General features: G+C 65.4%; 10 protein-coding genes. 2 read left to right on the plus strand and 8 right to left on the minus strand.

Annotated elements, in window-relative coordinates:
* Positions 1-106 precede the first annotated feature (106 nt).
* The 8 genes from ACODTW_RS26675 to ACODTW_RS26710 all read right to left on the minus strand — a co-directional run bounded on the left by ACODTW_RS26675 (position 107) and on the right by ACODTW_RS26710 (position 18,714).
* On the minus strand, positions 107-2,527 hold the full coding sequence (locus ACODTW_RS26675) for a hypothetical protein (RefSeq protein WP_488949183.1): 2,421 nt from the start codon (positions 2,525-2,527) through the stop codon (positions 107-109).
* 4 nt (positions 2,528-2,531) lie between these two features.
* Positions 2,532-4,454 carry an alpha-L-fucosidase gene (locus tag ACODTW_RS26680; protein WP_488949184.1) on the minus strand — a complete coding sequence of 641 codons (1,923 nt, stop codon included), beginning with the start codon at positions 4,452-4,454 and terminating at the stop codon, positions 2,532-2,534.
* Positions 4,455-4,467: 13 nt separating this feature from the next.
* Positions 4,468-6,804: a GH92 family glycosyl hydrolase gene (locus ACODTW_RS26685; RefSeq protein WP_488949185.1), complete on the minus strand. Its 2,337-nt coding sequence runs from the start codon at positions 6,802-6,804 to the stop codon at positions 4,468-4,470.
* A complete protein-coding gene (locus ACODTW_RS26690) occupies positions 6,804-8,228 on the minus strand; it encodes a glycoside hydrolase family 125 protein (RefSeq protein WP_488949186.1) in 1,425 nt (474 codons plus the stop codon). Before ACODTW_RS26690 ends, ACODTW_RS26685 begins: the two co-directional genes overlap by 1 nt.
* The gene (locus ACODTW_RS26695) at positions 8,225-10,816 is read right to left on the minus strand and encodes a glycoside hydrolase family 3 C-terminal domain-containing protein (RefSeq protein WP_488949187.1); all 2,592 of its coding nucleotides are present in this window, start codon (positions 10,814-10,816) and stop codon (positions 8,225-8,227) included. Before ACODTW_RS26695 ends, ACODTW_RS26690 begins: the two co-directional genes overlap by 4 nt.
* The gene (locus ACODTW_RS26700; protein ID WP_488949188.1) at positions 10,813-13,404 is read right to left on the minus strand and encodes a beta-mannosidase; all 2,592 of its coding nucleotides are present in this window, start codon (positions 13,402-13,404) and stop codon (positions 10,813-10,815) included. The genes ACODTW_RS26695 and ACODTW_RS26700 overlap by 4 nt, the downstream gene beginning before the upstream one ends.
* A complete protein-coding gene (locus ACODTW_RS26705; RefSeq protein ID WP_488949189.1) occupies positions 13,401-15,707 on the minus strand; it encodes a beta-N-acetylhexosaminidase in 2,307 nt (768 codons plus the stop codon). Before ACODTW_RS26705 ends, ACODTW_RS26700 begins: the two co-directional genes overlap by 4 nt.
* 274 nt (positions 15,708-15,981) lie before the next feature.
* Positions 15,982-18,714 carry a TonB-dependent receptor gene (locus ACODTW_RS26710; RefSeq protein ID WP_488949190.1) on the minus strand — a complete coding sequence of 911 codons (2,733 nt, stop codon included), beginning with the start codon at positions 18,712-18,714 and terminating at the stop codon, positions 15,982-15,984.
* Between the two features lie 544 nt (positions 18,715-19,258).
* Between ACODTW_RS26710 and ACODTW_RS26715 the strand changes: the two genes are divergently transcribed.
* Positions 19,259-19,996: a GntR family transcriptional regulator gene (locus ACODTW_RS26715; protein WP_488949191.1), complete on the plus strand. Its 738-nt coding sequence runs from the start codon at positions 19,259-19,261 to the stop codon at positions 19,994-19,996.
* Between the two features lie 140 nt (positions 19,997-20,136).
* Positions 20,137-23,040, plus strand: coding sequence for a beta-galactosidase GalA (gene galA, locus ACODTW_RS26720; protein WP_488949192.1), 2,904 nt, complete (start codon positions 20,137-20,139; stop codon positions 23,038-23,040).
* Positions 23,041-23,068: the final 28 nt, after the last annotated feature.

Here is a 23,068-nt window from a genome sequence, read left to right on the forward strand (position 1 = left end):
CCATAGATAACCATCTGATATTAAAGGAATGTCGCACTTCAAAATAGAACCCACCAAAATACAGCCAAAATGGCGATAAGTTAAATTATGGAAATTATTAACCGCATCACGGGCAGCCCGTCCCACCTGTCGGACCGACCGGTATCAGCCAGACCTCCGCCACCTGCTTGCCCCGTCCGCTGCCGCCCAGACCCGGGGGACGGGTCCATTGCAGAACCAGATCACCGCCGCGCGTCGCCGATGCCGGGATGTCGAATTCCAGGGTGGATGGATTGGCCGGTCTGGTCAGCGGTGCATGGATTTCCGTGTCGCCATTGGCAATCAGCCGGATGGGCAGATGGTAATCTTCCCCCCCATAGGTCACGCGCAGCCGGTAGCGCCGGTTTCGATCCACCCCGTGATAGCGCAGGGTCAACGGCGTCTCATAAAGGCTTTCGGCATAGGTGACCCAGGAAAGGCGCCAGCCCGCATCCGGCATGATGTCGGCCACCGAATGGATGGCGCTGGACAGAAGCTGCGGGTCGCGGGCGAAGCCCGACCCCCTTTCCAGATGCGGCGACCAGGACGGATCGCCCAGATCATCATAAAGCGTGCCGGGAACCGGTTGTTCCCACTGCACGATGTCCTGCAACTGGCACAGCCGCGTCGCCTCGTCGGTCTCCGTCCGGATGCGGGCGAAGCGGCCGGTCAGCCAGGCCCGGTCGTTCAGCGAGGTGTCGATCCGGTCCAGATTGGCCCCCCGCTCCACCCCCGATGCGCCAAACCGTGTCACACTCAGTTGCAGCCCCGCATGGTCGAACAGATCCTGGGCCAGATCGAAAAGCCGCTGCCGCCAGCCCCGCGTCCACGCGTCATCCGGGACCGCCAGCGCCGCCTCCGCCGCGTCCATGGCGGCCAGACTGCCGGTCCGGGGGGCGGCTTCCAGCGCTTCCGTGGCGCGGGCCTGCCGGGCACCTTCCGCCAGGGCACGGCGGCGGGCATAGGCGTCGTAATAGGCGCGGTACAGCAGGCTTTCCAGCCGCCAGTTGCCCGGCCCCACCCCGTCCGCCAGGGCCAGGAACCCCTGCAGGGTGGCATTGATGCCGCTGTTGGTGGCCACCGGCCCCCGCCAGTTGCGCTCCAGGTCCAGAATCAGGGCGGCCGCACGCCCCGCCTGATCCTGCCCCAAGGTCGGGCCCAGGAAGTAGCGGGCATAATCGGCCAGGGTTTCTTCCGGCCGGGTGGCGGGCGACCAGCCCAGGCGCGACCACAGCATCTTGTTCACATCATCATTCACCCCTTCGGAATAGGTGACGAAGCCCGCTGTCAGCGGGGCGAAATGCCGAAAGATGCGCGTCTGGTCGACGGGTCGCGGGTTGATGGGTTCCCGTCCTTCCAGCAGGGCAAAGGCGGGGTCCCAGTCCGGCACCGGATATTGCGCATGCAGCGTATGGCCGATATCGGGATAGAACAGGATGGGATAGCGGGCGGGAATGCGCGCCCGCTGCCGGGCCAGGGGATCGCGCGACTGCGGCCCGAAAAACACGCCCGTCAGCCAGGCCGGCTGACGGTCCAGCTGCGCATAGAACTGCGCATAGGCCGCACGGTTGAACCCCTGGCCGGAGACGTAAAGGGCGGCGGCCGGGTGATGGCGGCGCAGGATGGCTGCCATCTTTTCCAGCAGGCTGAACAGGATGTCGGGCGGCGTGTGCCCCGGATCGCCGCCGGGCACATACAGGGCGTGGAGGGCGGGAAAGCGCTGCACCAGCGCTTCGAAATCGGCCAGTTCGGCGGCGACAATGGCCGGATCGGCATAATCGGCGCGGATGGCGGGGTAATAAAGGTCGCAATCCAGCCCGTATTTCGCCAGCAATCCGGCAATGCCCAGGATGGTCTCCGTGGCCGGTGCGGGGAACAGCGGACTGGCCCGTTCATCATCGGATACGGGGGCGATCAGCTGAATGGCATTGGTGCCGAACACGGCCAGATCGCGGATTTCCTGTTCGAACCGCGGCAGGGACCAGGCGTCATAGCTATTGTTCTTGAACCGATAGCCGATCTGGTGACTGCGCAAGGGATAGGCCGGGGCCGCCCGCCGGTCCAGCGGGGCCGACAGCCAGGCCCGCCCCTTCTGCATCGACAGGCTGCGCAACAGGTCGCCGATGCCATACAGCACGCCGCGCGCATCATCGCCGGCAATGGCGATGACGGGGCGGCCGGCCTGGACGAAGCTGCGGATGGCATAGGCTTCCGCGCGTTGTTTTCCCCCGACCGACCAGCGCAGGCCGGGCGGGAGCAGGGCACCCACCTGCTCCCGCCGCCCCACCACAACCAGCGGGCCCAGCCCCGGGACGCCGCTGTCTGTGGCCCAGGTGACGCCCGTGCGCTTCGCCACCTCCTCCGTCAGCAGGGTCACCGCCGCCTGTTCCGGCCCGGGGGCCGGTCTGGCGACGATGGTGCTGTGCGTCAGGTCGATGGCGGCCCCGGCCGGCCCCGCCAGCAGCAGCCAGCAGAGCCACAGGACCAGGGCAGCGATACGGGCGTTCATCGCATCACGGGCGCGGCGTAAAGCCGCCGATCCCGGCAACGGCCAGCCTTGCCGCCGGCATCGCCGTCTCCGCGAAACTCAGCCGCAGGTACCGGGTCGCCCGCGCCTTGGCAAAGGCAATGCGCTGGGTGGCCAGCGCATAGGCGATATTGGCAAATTCGCCCGTGGCCCCGTCTTCCCAATTCTTGCCGTCGCGGCTGGTCTGCGCGGTATAGCCCTTGGGCGGGGCGGCCCCGGTCATTACCTGCCGCGACGGGGTCAGGCTGAACCCGGCCAGCAGCACCTCGCTGCCCAGATCGACGGTGACCGCGGCTGGCTTGCCCGGTACGGGTGCCTCCATGATCCAGATGGTCTGGGCGTCATTGTCCAGCAGCTTTTCCGCCTTGGGCGCCGTCGCCTCCACCACCTTCCACTGCGTCACATCCAGAACGGTCGGGTCGGTGGACACGATGGGCGGCACATGCTCAGGCGCCACGGACTGGAACAGGGCGAATTCCGTGATGGCCGGGCAGACCGGTGCCTCCACAATGCGCAGCCGCACCCGGGCCGGCGCGATGGGGGCCGGCAGGCGGATGACCCGCTGCTGGGAGATGCACTGATGCACGGCCAGTTCCTGCCACTTGCCGTCAATCTCCGCATCCACGGCAAAGCGGGTGACGCGCACGCCCAGCGGCAGATATTCGGCCACCCGGATCAGGTCGAAACGGGTGCCGGGCTTCAGCGTCAAGGTCAGGGTCGGGTTGGTCACCCCGTCCGGCGTGGACCAATAGGTTTCCCGGTCGCCATCCAGCACGCGCGCCGGTTCAAACCCCGGCCCGCGGCTGTGGCTGGCGCTGGCGACCGACCCTTGCGCCAGATCGCTGGCGAAGCTGGCGCGGACGGCATCGCCGAACGCCTTCAGGATCTTCACATCCTGATCGGGAATGCGGCCCCGGCGGTCGGGCGGCAGGTTCAGATTCAGGTTGGTGCCGCGGGCAATGCTTTCATCGAACAGCTTGATCAGCCGTTCGCTGCCCTTGACCTTGGAATCCTCATCCGAATGATAGAACCAGCCGGGACGGATGGAGACATTGGTTTCCGCCGGCCACCACAGATCGCCACCGCGCACGCCGGAATTGCCCTCCACCTGATCATAGGGCTTGTTGGGCATGGTGGGCCAGCAGGGGTCGCCCGCCACCCCATCCTCGTTCCCGATCCAGCGGATATCGGCGCCCAGCGGGTCGAAGGTGCAGGCATCGGGTTGCAGCTTGTGGACCAGTTCGATGATGGACGGCCAGTTATAATATTTCGGCGCGTCGATCTTGCGGGTTTCCCGCGCGCCGCCGTAATAGCCGTCGCCACCATTGGCCCCGTCGAACCAGACTTCGAACAGGTTGCCATATTGGGTACACAGCTCCGTCAAGGTGGCGCGGAAATAGTCGACATAGGCAGGGCGCCCATATTCCGCATGGTTGCGGTCCCAGGGCGACAGATAGATACCGAACAGCATCCCGGCCCGTTTGCAGGCATCGGCGAATTCCCGGACGATATCGCCCTTGCCGTCCTTATAGGGGCTGTTGCGGATGCAATGTTCCGTCAGCTTCGTCGGCCACAGGCAGAAACCGTCATGATGCTTGGCCGTCAGCAGGATGCCGCGCATCCCGCCGGTCTTGGCCGCAGCCACGATCTGGTCGGCGTCGAATTCGGTCGGGTTGAACAGCTTTGTATCCTCGTCCCCATATCCCCATTCCTTGTCGGTGAAGGTGTTGATGGAGAAATGGACGAAGGCATAGCTGCCGATCCCGTGCCATTTCCACTGGCGCGGGCTGGGCACGGCGCCGAAGGGGGAGGGCGGGGCAACCCTGGTCGCGGCCAGCGCCGGCAGGACAGGCAGGGCACCGGCGGACAGGCCGGCGGCGATCAGGGTGCGCCTGGAAAAGCTCGACATCAGGGGTGCCTCGTCAACGCTGGCCGGGCTGGCGGCCGAAGGAAGGGGGACGGTCGGCCAGGGCCGCACCGAAGGCCGGGTTGGGCTCCCGCGCCATGGTGAAGCGCAGCGTGCCGCCGCGGCTCAGCTCCGCATGGCTGATCCAGATTTTCGTCCAGGGGCGGCCGTTCCAGTCGATGCCGGCGATATAGGGGGTGTCGGGACCATTGCCCGGCGCCTCCACCACCAGTTCGCGCCCCTGCCCCACCGACAGCACGGCGCGGGTGAACAGCGGGGAGCCGAAGACATAGACCGCCTCCACCGGGTCGACCGGATAGAAGCCCAGGGCGGAGAAGACGAACCAGGCGCTCATCTGCCCGCAATCATCATTGCCGATGATGCCGTCAGGATCGTTCTTGTACATCTCCACGCACAGGCGGCGCACCATGGCCTGCGCCTTCCAGGCCGCCCCCGTATAGGCATAGAGATAGGCCGCATGCTGGTCCGGCTCATTGCCATGGGCATATTGCCCGACCAGCCCGGAAATGTCGGGCGGGGCATTGGCCGGCAGGGTGGAGGGCGCGTTGAACAGGGCGTCCAGCTTCGCCTCGAACGCCTTGTCACCGCCCATATGCTGGATCAGGCCATAGATGTCATGCTGGTTCAGGAAGGTGGCCTGCCAGCCATTGGCCTCCGTATAGTCGCGCCACCAGGGCTTGGGCATATGGCCCAACTGGATCGGATCGTAATCCTGCCACCAGGACCCATCGGCAAAGCGCGGCCGGGCGAAACCGATGGAGGCGTCGATGACATTGACCCAGTTGGACGAACGGCGGTGCAGCCGGGTGGCATCCGCCGTTTCCCCGATGGCGCGGGCCAGACGCGACGACGCCCAGTCGTCATAGGCATATTCCTGGGTGCGGCTGACGCTTTCAAACACCTTGTCGGCGGGCACAAAGCCCATGCGGTCATAAAGATCGCGACCCAGGCTGTTATCCTGGTCCGGAGCCGTGAAATCAAAACTGCGGCGGCGGATGGCGGGCCAGGCGGCGGCATAATCGGCCTTGATGCCCTTGGCCTGCGCCTCGGCCAGCGGCACGACCCCATGCCAGCCGATCATGGTCCCCGTCTCCTTGCCCTGCAGGGGCCAGACCAGGGGGCCATAGGGGGACTGCACCGTCTGCCGGATCAGATCGTCGATCAGCAGCTTGGCCCGTTCAGGGGCCACCAGGGTCAGCAGCGGGTGCAGGGCACGGTAGGTGTCCCACAGCGACCAGCTGCTGTGCGCGGCCCCGCCCTTGGGCACTTTCTGGATTTTGCCATCCATGCCCGGATAGCGGCCATCCACGTCGGAGAACAGGGTGGGCGCCAGTTGCGCATGGTACAGCGCGCTGGACAGGATGGTGCGCTGATCCGCCGTCCCGCCTTCCACCCGCACCCGGCCCAGGGCCTCGGCCCAGATACCGGCGGCGCGCTGTCGGGTGGCGTCAAAATCCCAATGCGCGGCTTCGGCCGTCAGATTGGCCAGCGCCCCCTGCCCGTCCACCCCGGAAATGCCGCAGCGGACCAGGATGGGGGCGGCTCCCGCATCGTCGAAATGCAGCACGGCCTTCAGCCGGCGGCCCGCCACGCGCGCCGTGCCCGCCGGCTGCTCGGCATCGCCATCGGTGAAGAAGCGCACCCGGTCCGGCTTGCGCGAGGTTTGCAGGGCGAAGAAGATGCGCCGCCCCTTGGCCCAGCGGTTGACCGTGCGCCGGCCCGTCAGCGTGCCATCGGCCGCCAGTTCCAGGGCCGCATCCTCGATCAGCGGCTGCTTGTCCGACTTGTCCAGTACCAGATGCGACAGGTCGATCAGCAGATGCCCCGGCCCCGCCGGAAAGGCGTAGCGGTGCCAGCCGGTGCGTTCCGTCACCGTCAGTTCGGCCCGCACGCCGCTTTCCAGCGTCACGGCATAATAGCCGGGCTCCGCCCTTTCATCGCTGAAACGCTGGCGATAGCCGGCATCGGGGTCGGCCAGGGTGCCGGGCGTCAGCTGCACCTTCTCCCCCGCTGTCGGGACCACCAGCACATCCAGCATGTCACCGATGCCGGTGCCCGACAGATGCGTGTGGGAAAAGCCCAGGATGGAGGTGTCAGTACGGTGATAGCCCGAACAGGCATCCCAGCGTTCCACATCCGTATCCGGCCCCAACTGCACCATGCCGAATGGCAGGGTCGGGCCGGGATAGGTGTGGCCATGCCCGCCGGTGCCGATGAACAGGTTGGGGCTGCCCCCTTCCCCACCGGCGGATGCGGCGGCGAAGCCCGGTCGGGTCATGGCCAGCACGCCGCCCAGGGCGCTGGTCATCAACAGGGTACGGCGTGTCAGCATCAGAACGGCTCCCGCAGCAGATGCGGCCTGGTGTCGGCCAGATGGACCAGCATTTCGCCGAACAGGCCATTGGCCCAGGCGAACCAGTCGCGGGTGAATTTGGCCGGATCGTCGTGATCCACGGCCTCATGCATGAAACCCGTGCCCGCGTCGCTGTCGCGCAGCATGCGCAGGCAGGTGCGGATGGTGGCATCGTCGCTGCTGGTCAGCGCCCGCAGGATCAGCGACATGGGCCAGACCTGCCCCAGCCCGACATGCGGCCCGCCAATGCCTTCCACTACCTTCCCGCGGGAGAAATAGGGGTTGGTCTCGCTCCAGGCCGCATCGGCCGTGCGCCGCCACAGCGGGTCGGCTGCATCGACACAGCCCAGATAGGCCAGGGCCGACAGGGACGGCACGTTGGCATCATCCATGAACAGGGCATTGCCGAACCCGTCCACCTCATAGGCCCAGACCTCTGTGCCATCCAGCAGGCGGGTCTTGCCATAGCGGTGCAGGGCCGCCTCCACCTCGTCCGCCAGGGCGATGGCGTCGGCGGCCAGATCGGCCTCTCCCCTGGCCTCTACCGCCACCCGCGCCAGTTCGCGCAAGGTCGTGACGGCGAAGAAATTGGCGGGGATGAAGAACGGAAAAGTGCAGGCATCATCCGACGGCCGGAACCCGCAATGGATCAGCCCGACCGACCGCGACGGCGCGCCATAGCCATCCAGCATCAGGGTTTCCGTGGGCCGGTTGCTGGACCGCAGGAAACGGTAGGGGCCCTTGTCCTCCTTGCGCTGCTGTTCGCGGAAGGTGCGGATGACAGCGCGCGCCGCCTGGGCCCAGGTCGCGTCATAGGGGGCCTTGTCCCCCACGGCCTGCCAATAGCCATGGGACAGGCGCAGGAAATAGCACAGGCTGTCGATCTCCCATTTCCGTTCCGCCACGCCGGGCTTCATCTCCGTCGTGTCGTTCAGCGCCCAATTCAGGTTCGTGGGCGCGGACGGGTCTTCCATGAAGGCGTTGGCGTAGGGATCGATCAGGATGGAGCGGGCCTGCCGCGCGATCAGCCCATGGAACAGCCGGCGCAGGTCCGCATCCTGCCTGGCCAGATGCAGATAGGGCTTCACCTGCGCTGCGGAATCCCGCAGCCACAGGCAGGGAATATCGCCGGTGATGATGAAACTGTCGGGCTTGCCATCGACAAGGCCCAGCTTCACCGTGGTGTCCAGCGTGTTGGGATAGCAGTTGGCGAACATCCAGCGCAGCTTGGGATCAGCGATCTGCGCCGATACGCGCTTGATCTCCATCTCCACGGCCGGGCTGGTGAAATGCCGGGCGGAGGGGGCGGGCCGGCCGCTGATGAACCCCTTTTCCGTCCGGGCCAGGGCCGGGCTGGCGGCCAGCGCCAGCCCCGTCGCCAGAAAGGCACGCCGTTCCATCATTTCGCCAGCTCCCGGCTCTGTCCATCGACGGTGAATTCGGCCCATACACCGGGTGCGCTGTCTGGCAGGCCGCCGCCCACCCACAGGCGATAGCGGCCGGGCTGGACCGTGCGGGTGCCGTCGCGCGCCACAATGGACAGGCCGCGCGGGTCGATGCTGAACCGCACCTCCGCCGCCTTGCCGGGCTTCAGCGCGGTGCGGCTGAACCCGACCAGCTGGCGCTGCAGGATGGGCGTGGTCAGGCCGCCCTTGCCGCCCGATCCGGGGGGCACCAGATAGGCCTGCACCACCTCTTCGCCGGCCAGCTTGCCCTTGTTGGCGACGCGCACACTGACCTGAACGGGGGTGGCCGTGTCACCGGCCTTCACGGTCAGGCCATCATAGCCATAGCTGGTGTAGGACAGGCCGTGACCGAAGCCCCAGAGCGGGGTGCCGGTGAAAAAGCGGTAGGTGCGTTCCTTCATGCCGTAATCGACGAAGGCCGGCAGGTCTGCCGTCTTCTGATAGAAGGTCACGGGCAGACGGCCGGACGGGTTGTTGGTGCCGGCCAGGGTTTCGGCCAGCGCCGTTCCCCCTTCCTCTCCCGAATACCAGTTGGTCAGCACGGCGTCGGCCAGGGACGGATCGACCGACACCGCACTGCCCGTTGACAGGACCAGCACGACGGGCTTGCCCGTATCGCGCAGGGCCTGCAGCAGCCGGCGCTGCACGGGCGGCAGTTCGATCTCTGTCCGGTCGCCCCCGACAAAGCCGGGGACGGTGACCGACAACGCCTCGCCTTCCAGATCGGGCGACAGGCCCAGCACGGCGACGATGACATCGGCATCGCGCGTGGCAGAAACGGCCTGGACCAGCAGCGGCTCGGCCGGCGGCAGCCACATCAGGCGGATGCCCTCATCCTCCCCATGATGGTCCAGTTCCAGACGGAAATCATGGCGCTTGCCATTGCTGACCAGCGGAAATTCGACGCGCTGCTTGCCCAGCGGACCATCATGCAGCTTCTGCCCGTCAATCCACAGGCGCACATCATCATGGCGCTTGCAGTCCTTCCAGCAGGCGGGAATGTCGATGGCCAGCGTGTAGCGACCGGGACCGGGCGGCGTCAGTTCACCCGTCCAGCGCACGGCAAAGCCTTCCGGTTTCAGCTGTGGCAGCGGCGCGGCGCGGGTGAAGTTGACGTCGATGCGACGATCCTGCCGGGCCACGATGGCCGGTGCGGCAACGGTCGGGCTGGCGAAATATTCGGCGCGCAGGCCCGGATGACCATCATTGGTGAAGGCTGTTTCGGGCACCACGACCGGGGCACCGTCGGCCAGCACCGATCCCTGGGCATAACGCACATTGGCCGGCCCGAACTGTCGGCGGATACCGTCCAGCGGGGTTACCGGATTGCGCGCCGTGCCATGGTAATTGCCCTCCAGCACGACCAGGTCGTCGGCATTGGCGCCGATCACCGCGACCCGCGTCCCGGCCTTCAGCGGCAGGATGTCCTTGTCATTCTTCAGCAGAACGATGGATTTGCGCGCCGCTTCCAGCGCCAGGGCGCGGTGTGCGGGCGTGCCCACCTGATCGGGTTTGATGCTGGCCCAGGGGCTGGAGATATTGAACGCCGTGCCCAGCATCCGGCGGCCTTCCAGCACGCGGGCCAGGACCGTATCGATCTCCGCTTCTGTCACCAGACCGCGTTTCACGGCCTGGGGCAAGGCGGCATAGGTGTTGCCGCAATTCAGGTCCGTTCCGCCCTTCAGGCTGGCCGCCGCGGCTTCCGCCGCGTCCATGCGGTAATGGTGGAACAGATGCACATTGGCGACCGCGTCACAGTCCGACACGGTGAAGCCCGTGAAGCCCCAATCCTTGCGCACCCGGTCGATCAGCAGCGACGGCAGGGCGCAGACCGGTGTGCCATGGATGGAATTATAGGCACACATCACCGACAGGGCCTTGCCCTCGGTGATGGCCTGGCGGAAGGCCGGCAGATAGGTTGATTCCAGATCCTGGGGGCTGGGGTCCACATCGAACCCGTCGCGCCCGGCCTCCGGCCCGCTATGCACAGCCAGATGCTTGGGCGTAGCGACGACCTTCGGCCATTTCGGGTCGGGCCCCTGCAGGCCGGCAATGAAGGCCACGCCCAGGCTGCCCGTCAGATGCGGGTCCTCGCCATAGGTTTCCTGCCCCCGGCCCCAGCGCGGATCGCGGAAGATGTTGATGTTGGGCGACCAGATGGTCAGCCCTTCATAGATGCGGCGGTCGGCCTGGGCCGGCCGGGCGTTGAACTTGGCCCGCGCCTCCGTCGCCACAACATCGCCGATCTTGCGCACCAGGGCCGTATCCCAGGTCGCGGCCATGCCCACGGCCTGGGGGAACACGGTGGCATAGCCGTTGCGGGCCAGGCCGTGCAGCCCTTCGTTCCACCAGTCATAGGCGGGAATGCCGGCCTCTGCATCGGCGGGCGCGGTGCTTTGCAGCTGGGCTGCCTTTTCCTCCAGGCTCATGGTCGCCATGGCCTTGGAAACGGCGTCATCGACGGGGGCGGCCATCGCACTGGTCGACAGGGCGGTGGCGGCAAGCAGCAACAGGCGGCGGATCATCGGCCGGGTCCCAGGGTGCGAAGGGTCAGTGCCCGTTTCAGGGCCGCGGGGTCAGCGTCGGAGCGGATCTCCACCGTCACGCTTTCCCCCGGCAGCAGGTCGAAACCATCGTCGGACGGCTGGGCAGCCACAGTGCCGAAATCCAGCATCACGGCACGGGCCAGCGTGCCGGCCGTGATGGTCAGGCGCTTGCCGTCCCAGCGCGTGGTCAGGTCGGCGACGGGATATTCCATGTCCTTCGGCGCCGCCCGTTCCAGGATGCGGCGCGACACGACCTTGCCCTCGACCATCAGTTCGGCCACCGCATAGGAGGTGGCGACAGGGGCCGCCCCGAACAGGTCGGCATCGGCCACCGACGCCGCCTCCATCGCGCTCAACGGGGCCAGGGTGACGCTGCCGCCCTTGGCACCCAGCGCCTTGCCCTGCATGTCAAAGGCCCGCAGGCGCCATTCGGCCTGGACCGGGGTTGTCGCGTCGGAGACCAGGGCCACACGGGTGGCCCCGCCCTTATGCTCCGTCACCACCACCTGCGGGGCGAAGAAGCGGCGGGCCGCGTGATGCAGCAGCTTCCAGCGGCCGTGATAGTCCATGCTGGCCCAGGAAATGGCGGGCCAGGTATCGTTGATCTGCCAATAGAGCGAGCCCATGGTCACCGGCCGGCAGGCGCGGTGATGCAGGGCCGCCATTTCGATGGCCTGGGCCTGGTTCACCTGGGTCAGATAGACCAGATCGGCGAAGTCCGCCGCCTTGCGCAGCCGCTGATCCAGATACAGCTGCAGGCGGGCATTGCCCTCCCCTGCCAGGAATTTCTGGTGAGCCTTCAGCACGGGGCTGTCGGCGGCCAGATCGCCCTTGCCGGCAAAGCCGCGGATGGTGGCCAGATCGGGCATGGCCTGGAAGCCATATTCCGACATGAAGCGCGGGCAGCTATCCAGATAGCGTTCGACCGGCTTCGACCCCGACCAGACATCCCAGAAATGGCGGTCGCCATCCTTGTCCGTGTCGGTCGGCCCTTCATAGTCGGTGGACGGCGAACCGGGCCAGTAGGGGATGCCCGGCGACCGCGTCAGCACGGCATCGCGCAGCACCCGGTCAAACAGCACGGCCATGCCGACGCCGACCCGTTCCTGTTCGTCCGCACCCACGGCCTTCTTGAAGGCCTTGCGGTCCGACCAGTTCTCCCAGCCCGACAGCACCTCGTTATTGCCGGCCCAGACGACGATGGACGGATGGGATTGCAGGCGTTCGACCTGTTCCTCCGCCTCGATGCGCACATTCTCCCGGAAGGCGGCATCGGGCGGGGTGACGGCACCGCCGAACATGAAATCCTGCCAGACCATCAGCCCCAGCTCGTCGGCCATGGCATAGAAGGCGTCATCCAGGTAATAGCCCCCGCCCCAGACGCGGATCATGTTCATGTTCGCATCCCGCGCCCCTTCCAGGATGGGGCGCATGGAAGCGGGCGTGACGCGGGCCGGGAAATTGTCAAACGGGATCAGGTTGGCGCCCTTGGCGAAGATCGCCACGCCATTGATCTTGAAGCCGAAGCTGCCTTCCTTGCGGATCAGTTCCACATGGCGCAGGCCGATGCGGCGGTCGACGCGATGCGCCTCCCCCACCCCGTCGCCCAGATGGCCGGAAACGGCATAAAGCGGCTGCGCGCCATAGCCCACGGGCCACCAGCGCTGGGGCCTGTCCAGGCTGACGGGAACGGAGACCTCGTTCACCCCGGCCGTGACCTGCGCCACCCGCTCCACGGTTGTGACCTTGCCATCGGGGGCGGTGACGCGGGTGGTCAACGTCACCTGGGCGTCACGGTCAGCCATGATGCGATAGCGCGCGACCAGCCGCGCCTCCGCATCGTTCAGCGCTTCCTGCTGGAGGATCAGCCCGTCGATGCGGGCATCGTCCCAAACCTCCAGCCGGACCGGCCGCCACAGCCCGATATTGACCAACCGCGGGCCCCAGTCCCAGCCATACTGGTATTTCGGCTTGCGGATATAGGGGGAGGTCTGCTTGCCCTTGGGCTCGTCGCCAAAGGCGCTGTCATATTCACCGGGCAGCGGGTTGGCTTCGGCCAGCACCTTGGGCTGCAAGCTGCGGATGGGCGAGGCGATGGTGACCAGGATCTCGTTCTCGCCCGCCTTCAACACCGACTTGGCGTCGATGCGCCAGCGGCGATGGGCATTGTCCGTGGCGGCCAGTTGCCGGCCATTGACGAAGATGGTGGCAAAGGTGTCCAGCCCGTCAAAGACCAGTTCCAGATGATCGCGCGCCAGCATGGCTTGCGTCACCTGCAGGGTCCGCCGGAACTGCCATTGGGTCAGTCCGGCCCACTGGATGGGGGCTTCGTTGATGCCCTGGAACGGGTCGGGCACGCGGCCGGTGCGGATCAGGTCTTCCTGCACGCTGCCGGGGACACGGGCGGCGAACCATTTCGCCTCCTTCGGGTGCGCCTTGGCCGCGTCAGCGTCGCTGGGGTCGATCCGCACCTGCCAGTCGCCATCCAGCGCGATGCTGTCCAACGGTGCCGCGCCCGCCGCCGTGGTCAGCAGCAGGAACGACAGAAGGGCTGCCCGCATCCTCATTCCGCCGTCTCCTTCAGCGTCACCTTCTCCACCGTATAGAATGGGTCAAGCAGGGAGGACGTGAACTGGAAGCACAGATCCTTGTCCCCCGTCATCGCCGGCAGGCTGCCCTTGAAGCTGAAACGGTTGGGGGCCGACGCCGGGTCGGGCAGCGGGAAAGTGGCCACCACCACAGGCTTCGTCTCGCTATCGGCCTTGGTGGTGGCGGCGCAGCCGGCTGTGACAACCAGCTCGCCATGGGTGGTCACGGCATAATGCTGGCGCAGCGCCTTGGTTTCATGCGCCAGACCATAATGGCGGGCCAGGCGCGCCACATCGACCGTGAAGGATTTGGCGACATCCAGCGGGGCAGCCGGATAGGCCGTGCAGGTGTCGAACAGATTGACATTATAGGCAGGCGCATTGGCCGTATCGCCGGGGGTCAGCGGCACCCGCAACCCCAGCGCCCCGCGCGGACAGGCCGCCATGTCGGAACTGGTCCGCGTCAGCAGCGCCGCCCGCGTCGCCTCAAAGCTGCGCGGGGCCGCCAGGGCCGCCCCATCGGCCTTGAAGGCGGCGGCCTTGACCATTGTCCCCGGCTTCAGGTTCAGGGGCCCCTTATAGGCGCTGGATTTGGCCGTCGGTTCCCTGCCGTCGGTTGTGTAGCGGATGGTGCCATAGGGCGCCTGATTGTTCAGGGCCAGCTTGATCCTGCCGCTGCGCAGGGCGTCGCCGCGCGTCCCGTCCAGGGTGAACCCGACGGCAAAGGCGCTGTCGGCAACATGCAGGCCGGACCGCTGCCAGCGCTGGATCTGCGGGTCCAGCCGGGCCAGGAAGCCGGTGAAGTCGCGCTGTTCCTTGGCCGACCAGGTGATTTCGGCGATGGCCGCCGCACGCGGGAACAGCGCATGCTGCACCTGATAGGGCGTGGCCAGATATTCCGACCAGGCATTGCCCTGGGCGCCCAGCACATGCCGGGCCCGTTCCACGTCAATGCCGGCCGGCATGGGGTCATATTTATAGACATCGGCCAGGGTCTGGATGGACAGCCGTCCCGGCGGCTCGTCCGCGCGGTCGCTTTGCAGGCTGTCCAGATACAGGGTCGGGGCCGGGCTCAACACCACGTCATGGCCGTGATTGGCGGCCTCGATGGCACCCTTTTCCCCGCGCCAGGACATGACGGAGGCCGATGGCGGCAGCCCGCCCTCCAGGATCTCGTCCCAGCCGATCAGGCGCCGGCCCTTGGTCGCCAGATAGGCACCGAACTGGTCGATCAGCCAGCTTTGCAGCTGGTTCTCATCCTTCAGGCCCAGGGCCTTGATCTGGGCCTGGACCGCGGGGGAACGCTGCCACTGGTCCTTGATGGCCTCGTCCCCGCCCAGATGGATATAGGTGCCGGGGAAGATGGCCATCAGTTCGTCCAGCACATCCTTGACGAACTGCACGCCCTGCGGGCCGGGATTCAGCAGATAGGGGTTGATGCCCCAATCATGCGACACGTCCGGCCGGTCGCCGAACACGCCGAATTCCGGATATGCTGCGACCAATGCCTGGGCATGGCCCGGCAGGTCGATCTCCGGCACGATGGTGATGCCGCGCTCTGCGGCATAGGCAACCAGCGCCTTCAACTGTTCCTGGGTGTAGAAGCCGCCCACCTTCGGCCCCACCGGACCGCCGGACGAGGGCGGCAGACGCCAGGCCCCGATCTCCGTCAGCTTGGGATAGCGCTTCACCTCGAACCGCCAGCCCTGATCGTCGCTGAGATGCAGATGCAGCACGTTCAGCTTCACCGACACCATCTGGTCGACGATGGCGAAGATGCTGTCGATGGGCAGGAAATGACGGACCGGATCGATCATCAGGCCGCGCCAGGCAAAGCGCGGCGCGTCCTGGATGGTCAGGGCCGGCACGGCCACCGGCTTGCCGAACGCCCGGTCGGGGCTCAGCATCTGCGCCAGGCTCATGGCGCCATAGATCAGGCCCTTGTCGCCCGACGCGGCGATGCGGATGCCGCTGCTGTCGACGGTCAGGCGATAGGCCTCTTCCCCCGTGATGGCGGGATCACGCACCAGGCTGATGGCAGCATTGCCGGCCGACGGGGCCAGTGTCAGCCCGCGTTGCGTCTTCACATGCTGGATCAACAGCCGGGAAGCGGCGGCCGCACCGGCATCGCCGGCCGGCACGGCGACGGTCGCCCCGTCCCCAACGGTGAAGGAACCTTTGGCAGTCGCAACCGACTGCGGCAGGGGCACAAGCGGCGGCAATGTCTGCGCCATCGCGGTGGAAGCCAGCAACGCCGTTGCCAGCCCGATCGTTACAGCCATCGCAGCTCGTGTCATGCCTGCCTCTTGGTTTATTTTGGTATTATCGCCGGAACTTCATCCCGGAATTTCAGTAACCTTATGTTTAAACTAATTATTTTTGGCAACTGGCCCGATTGTGACCGTTCACAGCGGACGCTTGGTATCGTGCCAACCTGATACAGATTTGTCCATGGCGGACAGGATCGGCCACATGCGATAGCCGGGCGGCCATGGCGGCCGCCCGGATCGTCGTCCCCTCCCCCATCCGGATCGAATGGGGGAGGGGCTGCTGACATTACATGCGATAGGAAACGCTGGCCGCCAGCGTCCGGCCGTTCTTGTAGAAGGCGGTCGGACGGTTGCGGGAGCCATTATACTGGTAATAGCTTTCGTCCAGCAGGTTCTGGGCGTTCAGGGTGACCGTCACGCCTTCAACCACGTCATAGCTGGTCGAGAAGTCGAGCTGCTGATACGGCGCCACCATTTCGCGCGAACCCAGGCGACCGATGGTGCGGAAGTAGGACGTGCGATAATTGTAGCTGAGGCGGGCCTGGAACGGGCCATCCTCATAGTAGGGGATCACGGTGAAGGTGTGCTTGGACAGGTACGGCAGGTTCAGTTCGTTGCCGCTGGCATCGCTGGAACTGGTCGAGCTGTCGGAGAAGGTATAGTTGGCCTGCAGACCGAAGCCGTTCCAGATCTCGCTCTGGCCCGACAGCAGGACGCCGTTGACGGTGGCTTCGCCGGCATTGATCGGACGCGACACGCTGTAACCATCCTCGAACCGCTGCGTCTGCGAATTGAACAGACGGACATTGGCCGTGGTGGTGTTCAGGATGTAATTGTCGATCTCACGGCGGAACAGTTCCACAGCCAGCAGCGTGCCACGCTGCGGGTAATATTCGGCCGACAGACCGAAATTGGTCGATTCATACGGCTTCAGATCCGGGTTGCCGCCACCGGCATCCTTGGTGATGTCATTCTGCGAGAAGGAACCGGCCAGTTCGCCATAACGCGGACGGGACATCACCTTCGACGCAGCACCACGCAGAATGACGTCGTCCGACACTTCATAGGCGACGTTCAGGCTGGGCAGGAACCGCAGGTAATCGTTCGACACGGTCGTCGGGGTGGGCACCGGATTGTCGTTCAGCGTCAGGGCGAATTCCGACGTGTCCTTGGTATAGACAAGACGGCCACCGATATTGCCACGCCACTTGCCCTGCTCGAAATTAAGCTGGGTATAGCCGGCGGCCACTTCTTCCTTCACCCGGTTGGACGCGCCGATCTTGCGGCCCAGGTTGAAGTTGATGCCGTCCGACAGGATCTTGATGACGGCATCACGCGGCAGGTTCAGGTACTTGGTGGCATTGCCGCTGCCGCCCGTGCCGGAGAAGGTGCCATCCGGCGTGGACAACGTTTCAACACCCAGCTGCGAGGCCAGCTTGGAGCTGGTCAGGTAGGTGTTGAAACCGGCCGCGTCGACGCGGTTGACATGCTCCGTCCCGCGCGCACCGACCAGCAGCTTGGTGAAGGGGCCGAATTCCACGGGGATTTCGCCATCCGCACCGACATAGATGTCACGATCGGTGGTCTTGGAATAGTCCAGACCACCAATCTGGGCCGCATTCAACTGCGTCCCGTTGACAATCATCGGCTTGCCTTCGAAGGTCTGCAGATTGTTGTTCGGGTTGGTGAAATAATTGGCCGGGTTCGTCAGGTCGCCGACGAAGTTCACCTCTGCCGACGTATCGGTGAAGCTGTAGGAATAGGGCAGCTTCGTCTTGACGTCGAACAGATATTCGGGGTCGCGACCGCCGCTGGCCTTGCTCCAGCCACCGGTGACGGTGACCTTGGCGCCATCATTACCTTCCCACTCGCCTTCCAGGGCGATGTGATCGGTCTTCAGCTTGGTATTGCGGACCAGCGTATCCAGCTGCGCGGCCTGGTTGGCCGACGCGGCGAAGGAAGCCGACGTGACCACGCCATCCTTGATCGTGGCGTTCAGCAGCTTGTCGCCGGACCACCAGCCGGGGATCGTGTACATCGACTGGCTGTAATTGTTGTAATTGCCTTCGATATGCAGGCCCGTCGCCGTCAGCGTGACGTTGTCGCTGGGGCGCATCTGCACCGTGCTGGTGACGCTGGTGCGCTCACGCACCTGCTGGAAATAGGCGTAGTTGATGCCGAACGGCGATGCGGCCTTGTCCAGATCGGCCACGGTGCCGCCCGTGATCACGGCATTCGGGCTTTTCAGCACGCGCTGACCGGCGGCGTTCGTGGTGACGAACGGGCTGCCGCTGGTGCCATTGGCATTGTCATAGCCGAAGAACTCGACACCCGCGCGGGTCAGGTTCTGGCGGTCATAGGTGACGGCACCCAGAATGCCGATGGTCTCGTCATCATTCTTCCAGCTCAGCAGGCTGGACCCGCGGACATTGCCCTTCTCCGAACGGTCATTATAGGAATAACCGACGGAGCCGAACACCGACGGGCTTTCCAGATCCAGCGGGCGGCGGGTGCGGACGATGACCGTACCGCCGATGGAGCCTTCCTCGATCCGGGCTTCCGGCGACTTGTAGACTTCCAGCCGATTGACCAGCTCGGGCGCGATCAGCGAATAGTTGAAGGTACGGCTGGACGGGTCATTGTCGTTGCCGCCCCAATCGGCCGATGCCAGGGCATGCCCGTCCAGCAGCATGCGGTTCAGGGCGGGATCGGTGCCGTTGATGGCGACCTTCTCGCCTTCGCCGAAGCGACGGTCGATGCTGACGCCCGGAATGTGCGACAGGGATTCGGCAACGTTGCGGTCCGGGAACTTGCCCACATCCTCTGCCGAGATGACATCGACGATGGCGTCCGCAGAACGCTTCACCTCGATCGACTGACGAAGACTGCCACGGATACCCGTGACGATGATTTCCTCAAGCGCCTCGCCGCTCTGGGCCGCGTTGGTATTCTGCGCCTGGGCCGCGCAGGTCATGCCTGCGACAGCGGTGGTGACCAGGATCAAGTGCCGGAACTGCATCTTCTCGCCCCCTGCTTTACTGCTGCGAACCACGCCGATTCCTCTCGGACGGGTCTGGTTTCATTGGATGAAAGTGATCCGTTTGTTTGCGGGCCTGCCAGCCCGCAACCAGCCTCTTTGATTTATTAAACCAAATTAAAATAACCAATGGCGGTCCAAGACGCTACCAAAATTGCATGTTTGTTACATCCGGGGCGCTGACGGGCAAAGCCATGGAAAACAAGGTGTTATCACCAAGGCCAGACAGAATGCGGACAAGCAAGCGTGACTTTTTTGCCGGCACCGCGGCTGATCGGCGGGATTGCGAGGTTCTTCGCTGGAAAAATGGCTGAGTCACGCCCGTTTCCGGTGCCCTGACCAGATGATTTCACCGCGGTATCGCGTCTGCCCCGGCCATAGGGGGGGATGGCGGGCGCGACTCAGGGACCGCGCGCGGATAGTACCAATATAGACCATTCCTATACCGGTTGCCCTGCCCTGACGCATATTGTATCTGTGGAGCGCTGGGGAAGGCGCGGCGAGGTTGGCCGCCGGAGGGGGGTACATGTCGTTTTCCGATCAGGTGGGACATTTCCGGCAGGACAATCATTCCCCGCTCTATATCCAGCTACAGACCCTCATCCGTGATGCCATCCGTGGCAATGTGCTGAACCAGGGCGATGCCATTCCGCCGGAGCGCGATCTGGCCATAGAATATGATGTTTCGCGCATCACCGTGCGCAAGGCCATTGCCGGCCTGGTGGAAGAAGGTCTTCTGACCCGCCGACGCGGCGCGGGCACCTTTGTCGCCGGCCGTGTGGAAAAAAGTTTCTCCAAGCTTTCCTCTTTTTCCGAAGACATGGCCGCACGCGGACGCAAGGCCAGCAGCAGCTGGATTTCCCGCGGGGCCGGACATGTGACGCCGGAGGAAGCGATGGTGCTGGGCCTGTCGCCCGGCGCGCCGGTCTTCCGCTTCTCCCGCATCCGCTATGCCGACGACGTGCCGATGGCGCTGGAATTCTCCACCATTGCCGGCTATTGCCTGCCCTCCGTCGACGCGGTGGGCGACAGCCTTTATGCAGCATTGGAACGGGCTGGCAGCCGGCCGGTGCGGGCGTTGCAACGCCTGCGCGCCGTGCCCTTCCTGGGCGAGCATGCCCGCATGCTGGGGGTTGATCCGGGCCATGCCGGGCTGCTGATCGAACGCCGCGCCTTCCTGCGCGATGGCCGTCCGGCGGAATTCACCCGCTCCTATTATCGCGGCGACGCCTATGATTTCGTCGCGGAACTGAGCGAATTCTAACCAATAGCATACCAATATAACTCCATTTAATGTATGACCCCTGTGGTGCGGGCAACGCCGCGGGCTGGCCCGCTGGCGCGTCCCGTCGCCTTGATCCCAAAAGGCCTGCCGATCAGGCGTCTACGGATGGAGCCAACCCTATGGATCGCCGCCAATTCCTGCTGGCCACCACCGGCACTGGAGCCATATTGACCGCCGGCCCCTGGTCACTGGCACTGGCCCGCGCAGAGGCCGGCACGCCGGGACCGAATTTCCCCATGCCGGCACCGCTGGACAGCCCGGCCCCTATGTTGCCGGAAACCGACCCTACCCGCACATTGCTTGATCTTGGCTGGCGTTTCCATGAAGGCGATATCCCGGCACCGGAACCGGTGGGCCATCATGCGACATATCTTTCCATCAAGGCGGGCACGGCCCCCGGCGCCGCGGCGGTCATTTATGATGACAGCGACTGGCGGGAGGTCCGCCTGCCCCATGACTGGGCCAGCGAACAGCCCTTCGTTGAAACCGCCAACATCTCCCAGGGTTACCGCCCGCGCGGTATCGGCTGGTACCGGCGGGCCCTGCGGCTTGATCCAGCCGATCGGGGCCGGAAGATCGAATTGCAGATCGGGGCCATTGCGACCCATTCCACCGTCTGGGTCAATGGTTCCATCGTCGCCCACAGCTTCTCGGGCTATACCAGTCTCTACATCGATATCACCCCCTTCGCCCGCTATGGCGATGACCTGAACATCATCGCCATCCGTGCCGATGCCACGGCCATGGAAGGTTGGTGGTATGAAGGGGCGGGGCTTTACCGCAATGTCTGGCTGGTCCGCCGCGCACCCGTCTCCATCGTCACCGACGGCATCCATTGCGACCCGCGCCAGGATGGCGATGGGCGATGGCGCGTGCCGGTCACCGCCAGCCTGACCAATATTGAAACGGCCCCGGCGACGGTGATGGTGGAAGCCAGCCTGCTGTCGCCCGACGGGCAGGAAATCACCCGCGGCAGCGTGGACGTGACTGTTCCGGTTCTGGACCAGGCCGCAGCCAGCCTGTCGCTGGAGGCGGGTCAGCCCCTTCTCTGGTCGGTGGAAAGCCCCGCCCTTCACGCCGTACGCACCCGCGTGCTGCGGGACGGGAAGGTGATTGATGAACGCACCACCCCGATCGGTTTCCGCAGCATCCGTTTCGACGCCGACAAGGGCTTCTTCCTGAACGGGCAGCCGGTGAAGCTGAAAGGCGTCTGCATCCATCAGGATCATGCCGGGGTGGGCGTTGCCGTGCCTGACAGCCTGATCCATTGGCGTCTGCTGCGGCTGAAGGCCATGGGCTGCAACGCCATCCGCATGTCGTCCCACGCGCCGACGGCGGAGCTGCTGGATTGGTGCGACCGGCTGGGCTTCCTGGTCATGAACGAAAATCGCCTGTTCAACCCGGCCCCGGAATATCTGGGTCAGCTGGAATGGCTGGTGCGGCGCGACCGCAATCACCCCAGCGTGATCCTGTGGTGCCTGTTCAACGAAGAACCCATGCAGGGCACCGAGTCCGGGGTGGAGATGGTCCGCCGGATGGTGATGGCCCTGAAACGGCTGGATGACAGCCGGCCGGTGACGGCGGCGATGAATGGTTCCTTCTATGATCCCGTCAATGTTTCCACTGTCGTCGACGTGATGGGCTTCAACTATTATCAGGAACATTACGACCGCTATCACACGCGCAATCCGGCCAAGCCCATCGTCAGTTCGGAAGATACCAGCGCCTATCAGACGCGCGGCGCGTTCGAAAGCGACCCCGGCCGCAACATCATCACCTCTTACGACAAGGAAGCGGCGGGCTGGGGCAATACCCACCGGCAAAGCTGGAAAAACATCGCCGACCGTCCCTTCGTGGCCGGTGGCTTCGTCTGGACCGGCTTTGACTATCATGGGGAGCCCACCCCCCATGCCTGGCCCAGCATCGCCAGCTTCTTTGGCATCCTGGACCTCTGCGGCTTTCCCAAGACCGCGTTCGGCATCCATGCGGCCCACTGGATCGATGATCAGCCGGTCATCTTCATGGCGCCGCATTGGACATGGCCGGGCCGCGAAGGCCAGATGGTGAAGGTTTTCATCAGCAGCAATGCCGATGAAATCATCCTGCGCCTGAACGGGCGGGAGATCGGGCGGCAGAAGGTCGACCGGTTCATGGGCAATGAATGGGATGTCCCCTATGCCCCCGGCCGGATCGAGGCGCTGGCCCTGCGTGACGGCAGGATGGTGGCCAGCACCGCGTACGAAACGGCGGGGGCCCCCGTCGCCCTGCGCCTGACGCCCACCCGCACCGCCATGGCCGGCGATGGCGAGGAGGTGCAGCCCGTCACCATCGATGCGGTGGATGCCAGGGGCCGCCACGTCCCCACGGCCAACCTGATGACGCGCTTCCGGGCAGACGGGGCCAGCATCATCGGCGTCGGCAATGGCGACCCCAACAGCCATGAATCCGAACAGGGCAACAGCCGCTCCCTGTTCAATGGGCTGGCCCAGATCATCATCCGCGCCGACCAGGGCAAGGGCCGTATCCGGCTGGTGGCGGAAGCCGACGGGCTGAAGCCGGCGCGGATCGATATCGACCGGCGCGCGGCCACCCCGCGCGCGCAGGTGCCGGTCACGCCACCATACCTGAAGCTGGAGGAATGGCGGCGCTCCCCCCTGTTTTCGACGAAGCCGGCGCCGACGCTGGCCCCGGCCGATGCCGACAATAACAGCTGGGCCTTCCTGCGTGCCGGCACGCCCACCCCGCCGGAGCCGCAGACCGGTTGGCGCGTCTATCGCAGCCGGTTCAAGCCCTGGCGCAGGGTGGCGGCGGCGGGCGGGGTGATCAGTTTTGCGCAGATCGCGGGCCGGGCCGAATTGTGGGTCGATGGGTCCCTGCTGGCGGCAAAGACCGATGCAGCACCCGGCCCCCTGACTGGTACCTTGTCCAGCGGCGATCAGACCCGCACCGTCGTCCTGCTGGTGGAAGCCGCCGCCGGTCAGGTGTCGGGGCTGCTGGGCACGGTCACGGTGTCGGACCGGTAACGCCGACAGCACAATCGGGCGGCAGGTT

It is taken from the genome of Niveispirillum sp. FG148 (assembly GCF_057809655.1).

Excerpts from the sequence above, each read along its gene's own strand:
- ACODTW_RS26675 (WP_488949183.1), bottom strand. The coding sequence starts at position 2,527 with ATGAACGCCCGTATCGCTGCCCTGGTCCTGTGGCTCTGCTGGCTGCTG.
- ACODTW_RS26680 (WP_488949184.1), bottom strand. The coding sequence starts at position 4,454 with ATGTCGAGCTTTTCCAGGCGCACCCTGATCGCCGCCGGCCTGTCCGCC.
- ACODTW_RS26685 (WP_488949185.1), bottom strand. The coding sequence starts at position 6,804 with ATGCTGACACGCCGTACCCTGTTGATGACCAGCGCCCTGGGCGGCGTG.
- ACODTW_RS26690 (WP_488949186.1), bottom strand. The coding sequence starts at position 8,228 with ATGATGGAACGGCGTGCCTTTCTGGCGACGGGGCTGGCGCTGGCCGCC.
- ACODTW_RS26695 (WP_488949187.1), bottom strand. The coding sequence starts at position 10,816 with ATGATCCGCCGCCTGTTGCTGCTTGCCGCCACCGCCCTGTCGACCAGT.
- ACODTW_RS26700 (WP_488949188.1), bottom strand. The coding sequence starts at position 13,404 with ATGAGGATGCGGGCAGCCCTTCTGTCGTTCCTGCTGCTGACCACGGCG.
- ACODTW_RS26705 (WP_488949189.1), bottom strand. The coding sequence starts at position 15,707 with ATGGCTGTAACGATCGGGCTGGCAACGGCGTTGCTGGCTTCCACCGCG.
- ACODTW_RS26710 (WP_488949190.1), bottom strand. The coding sequence starts at position 18,714 with ATGCAGTTCCGGCACTTGATCCTGGTCACCACCGCTGTCGCAGGCATG.
- ACODTW_RS26715 (WP_488949191.1), top strand. The coding sequence starts at position 19,259 with ATGTCGTTTTCCGATCAGGTGGGACATTTCCGGCAGGACAATCATTCC.
- galA (WP_488949192.1), top strand. The coding sequence starts at position 20,137 with ATGGATCGCCGCCAATTCCTGCTGGCCACCACCGGCACTGGAGCCATA.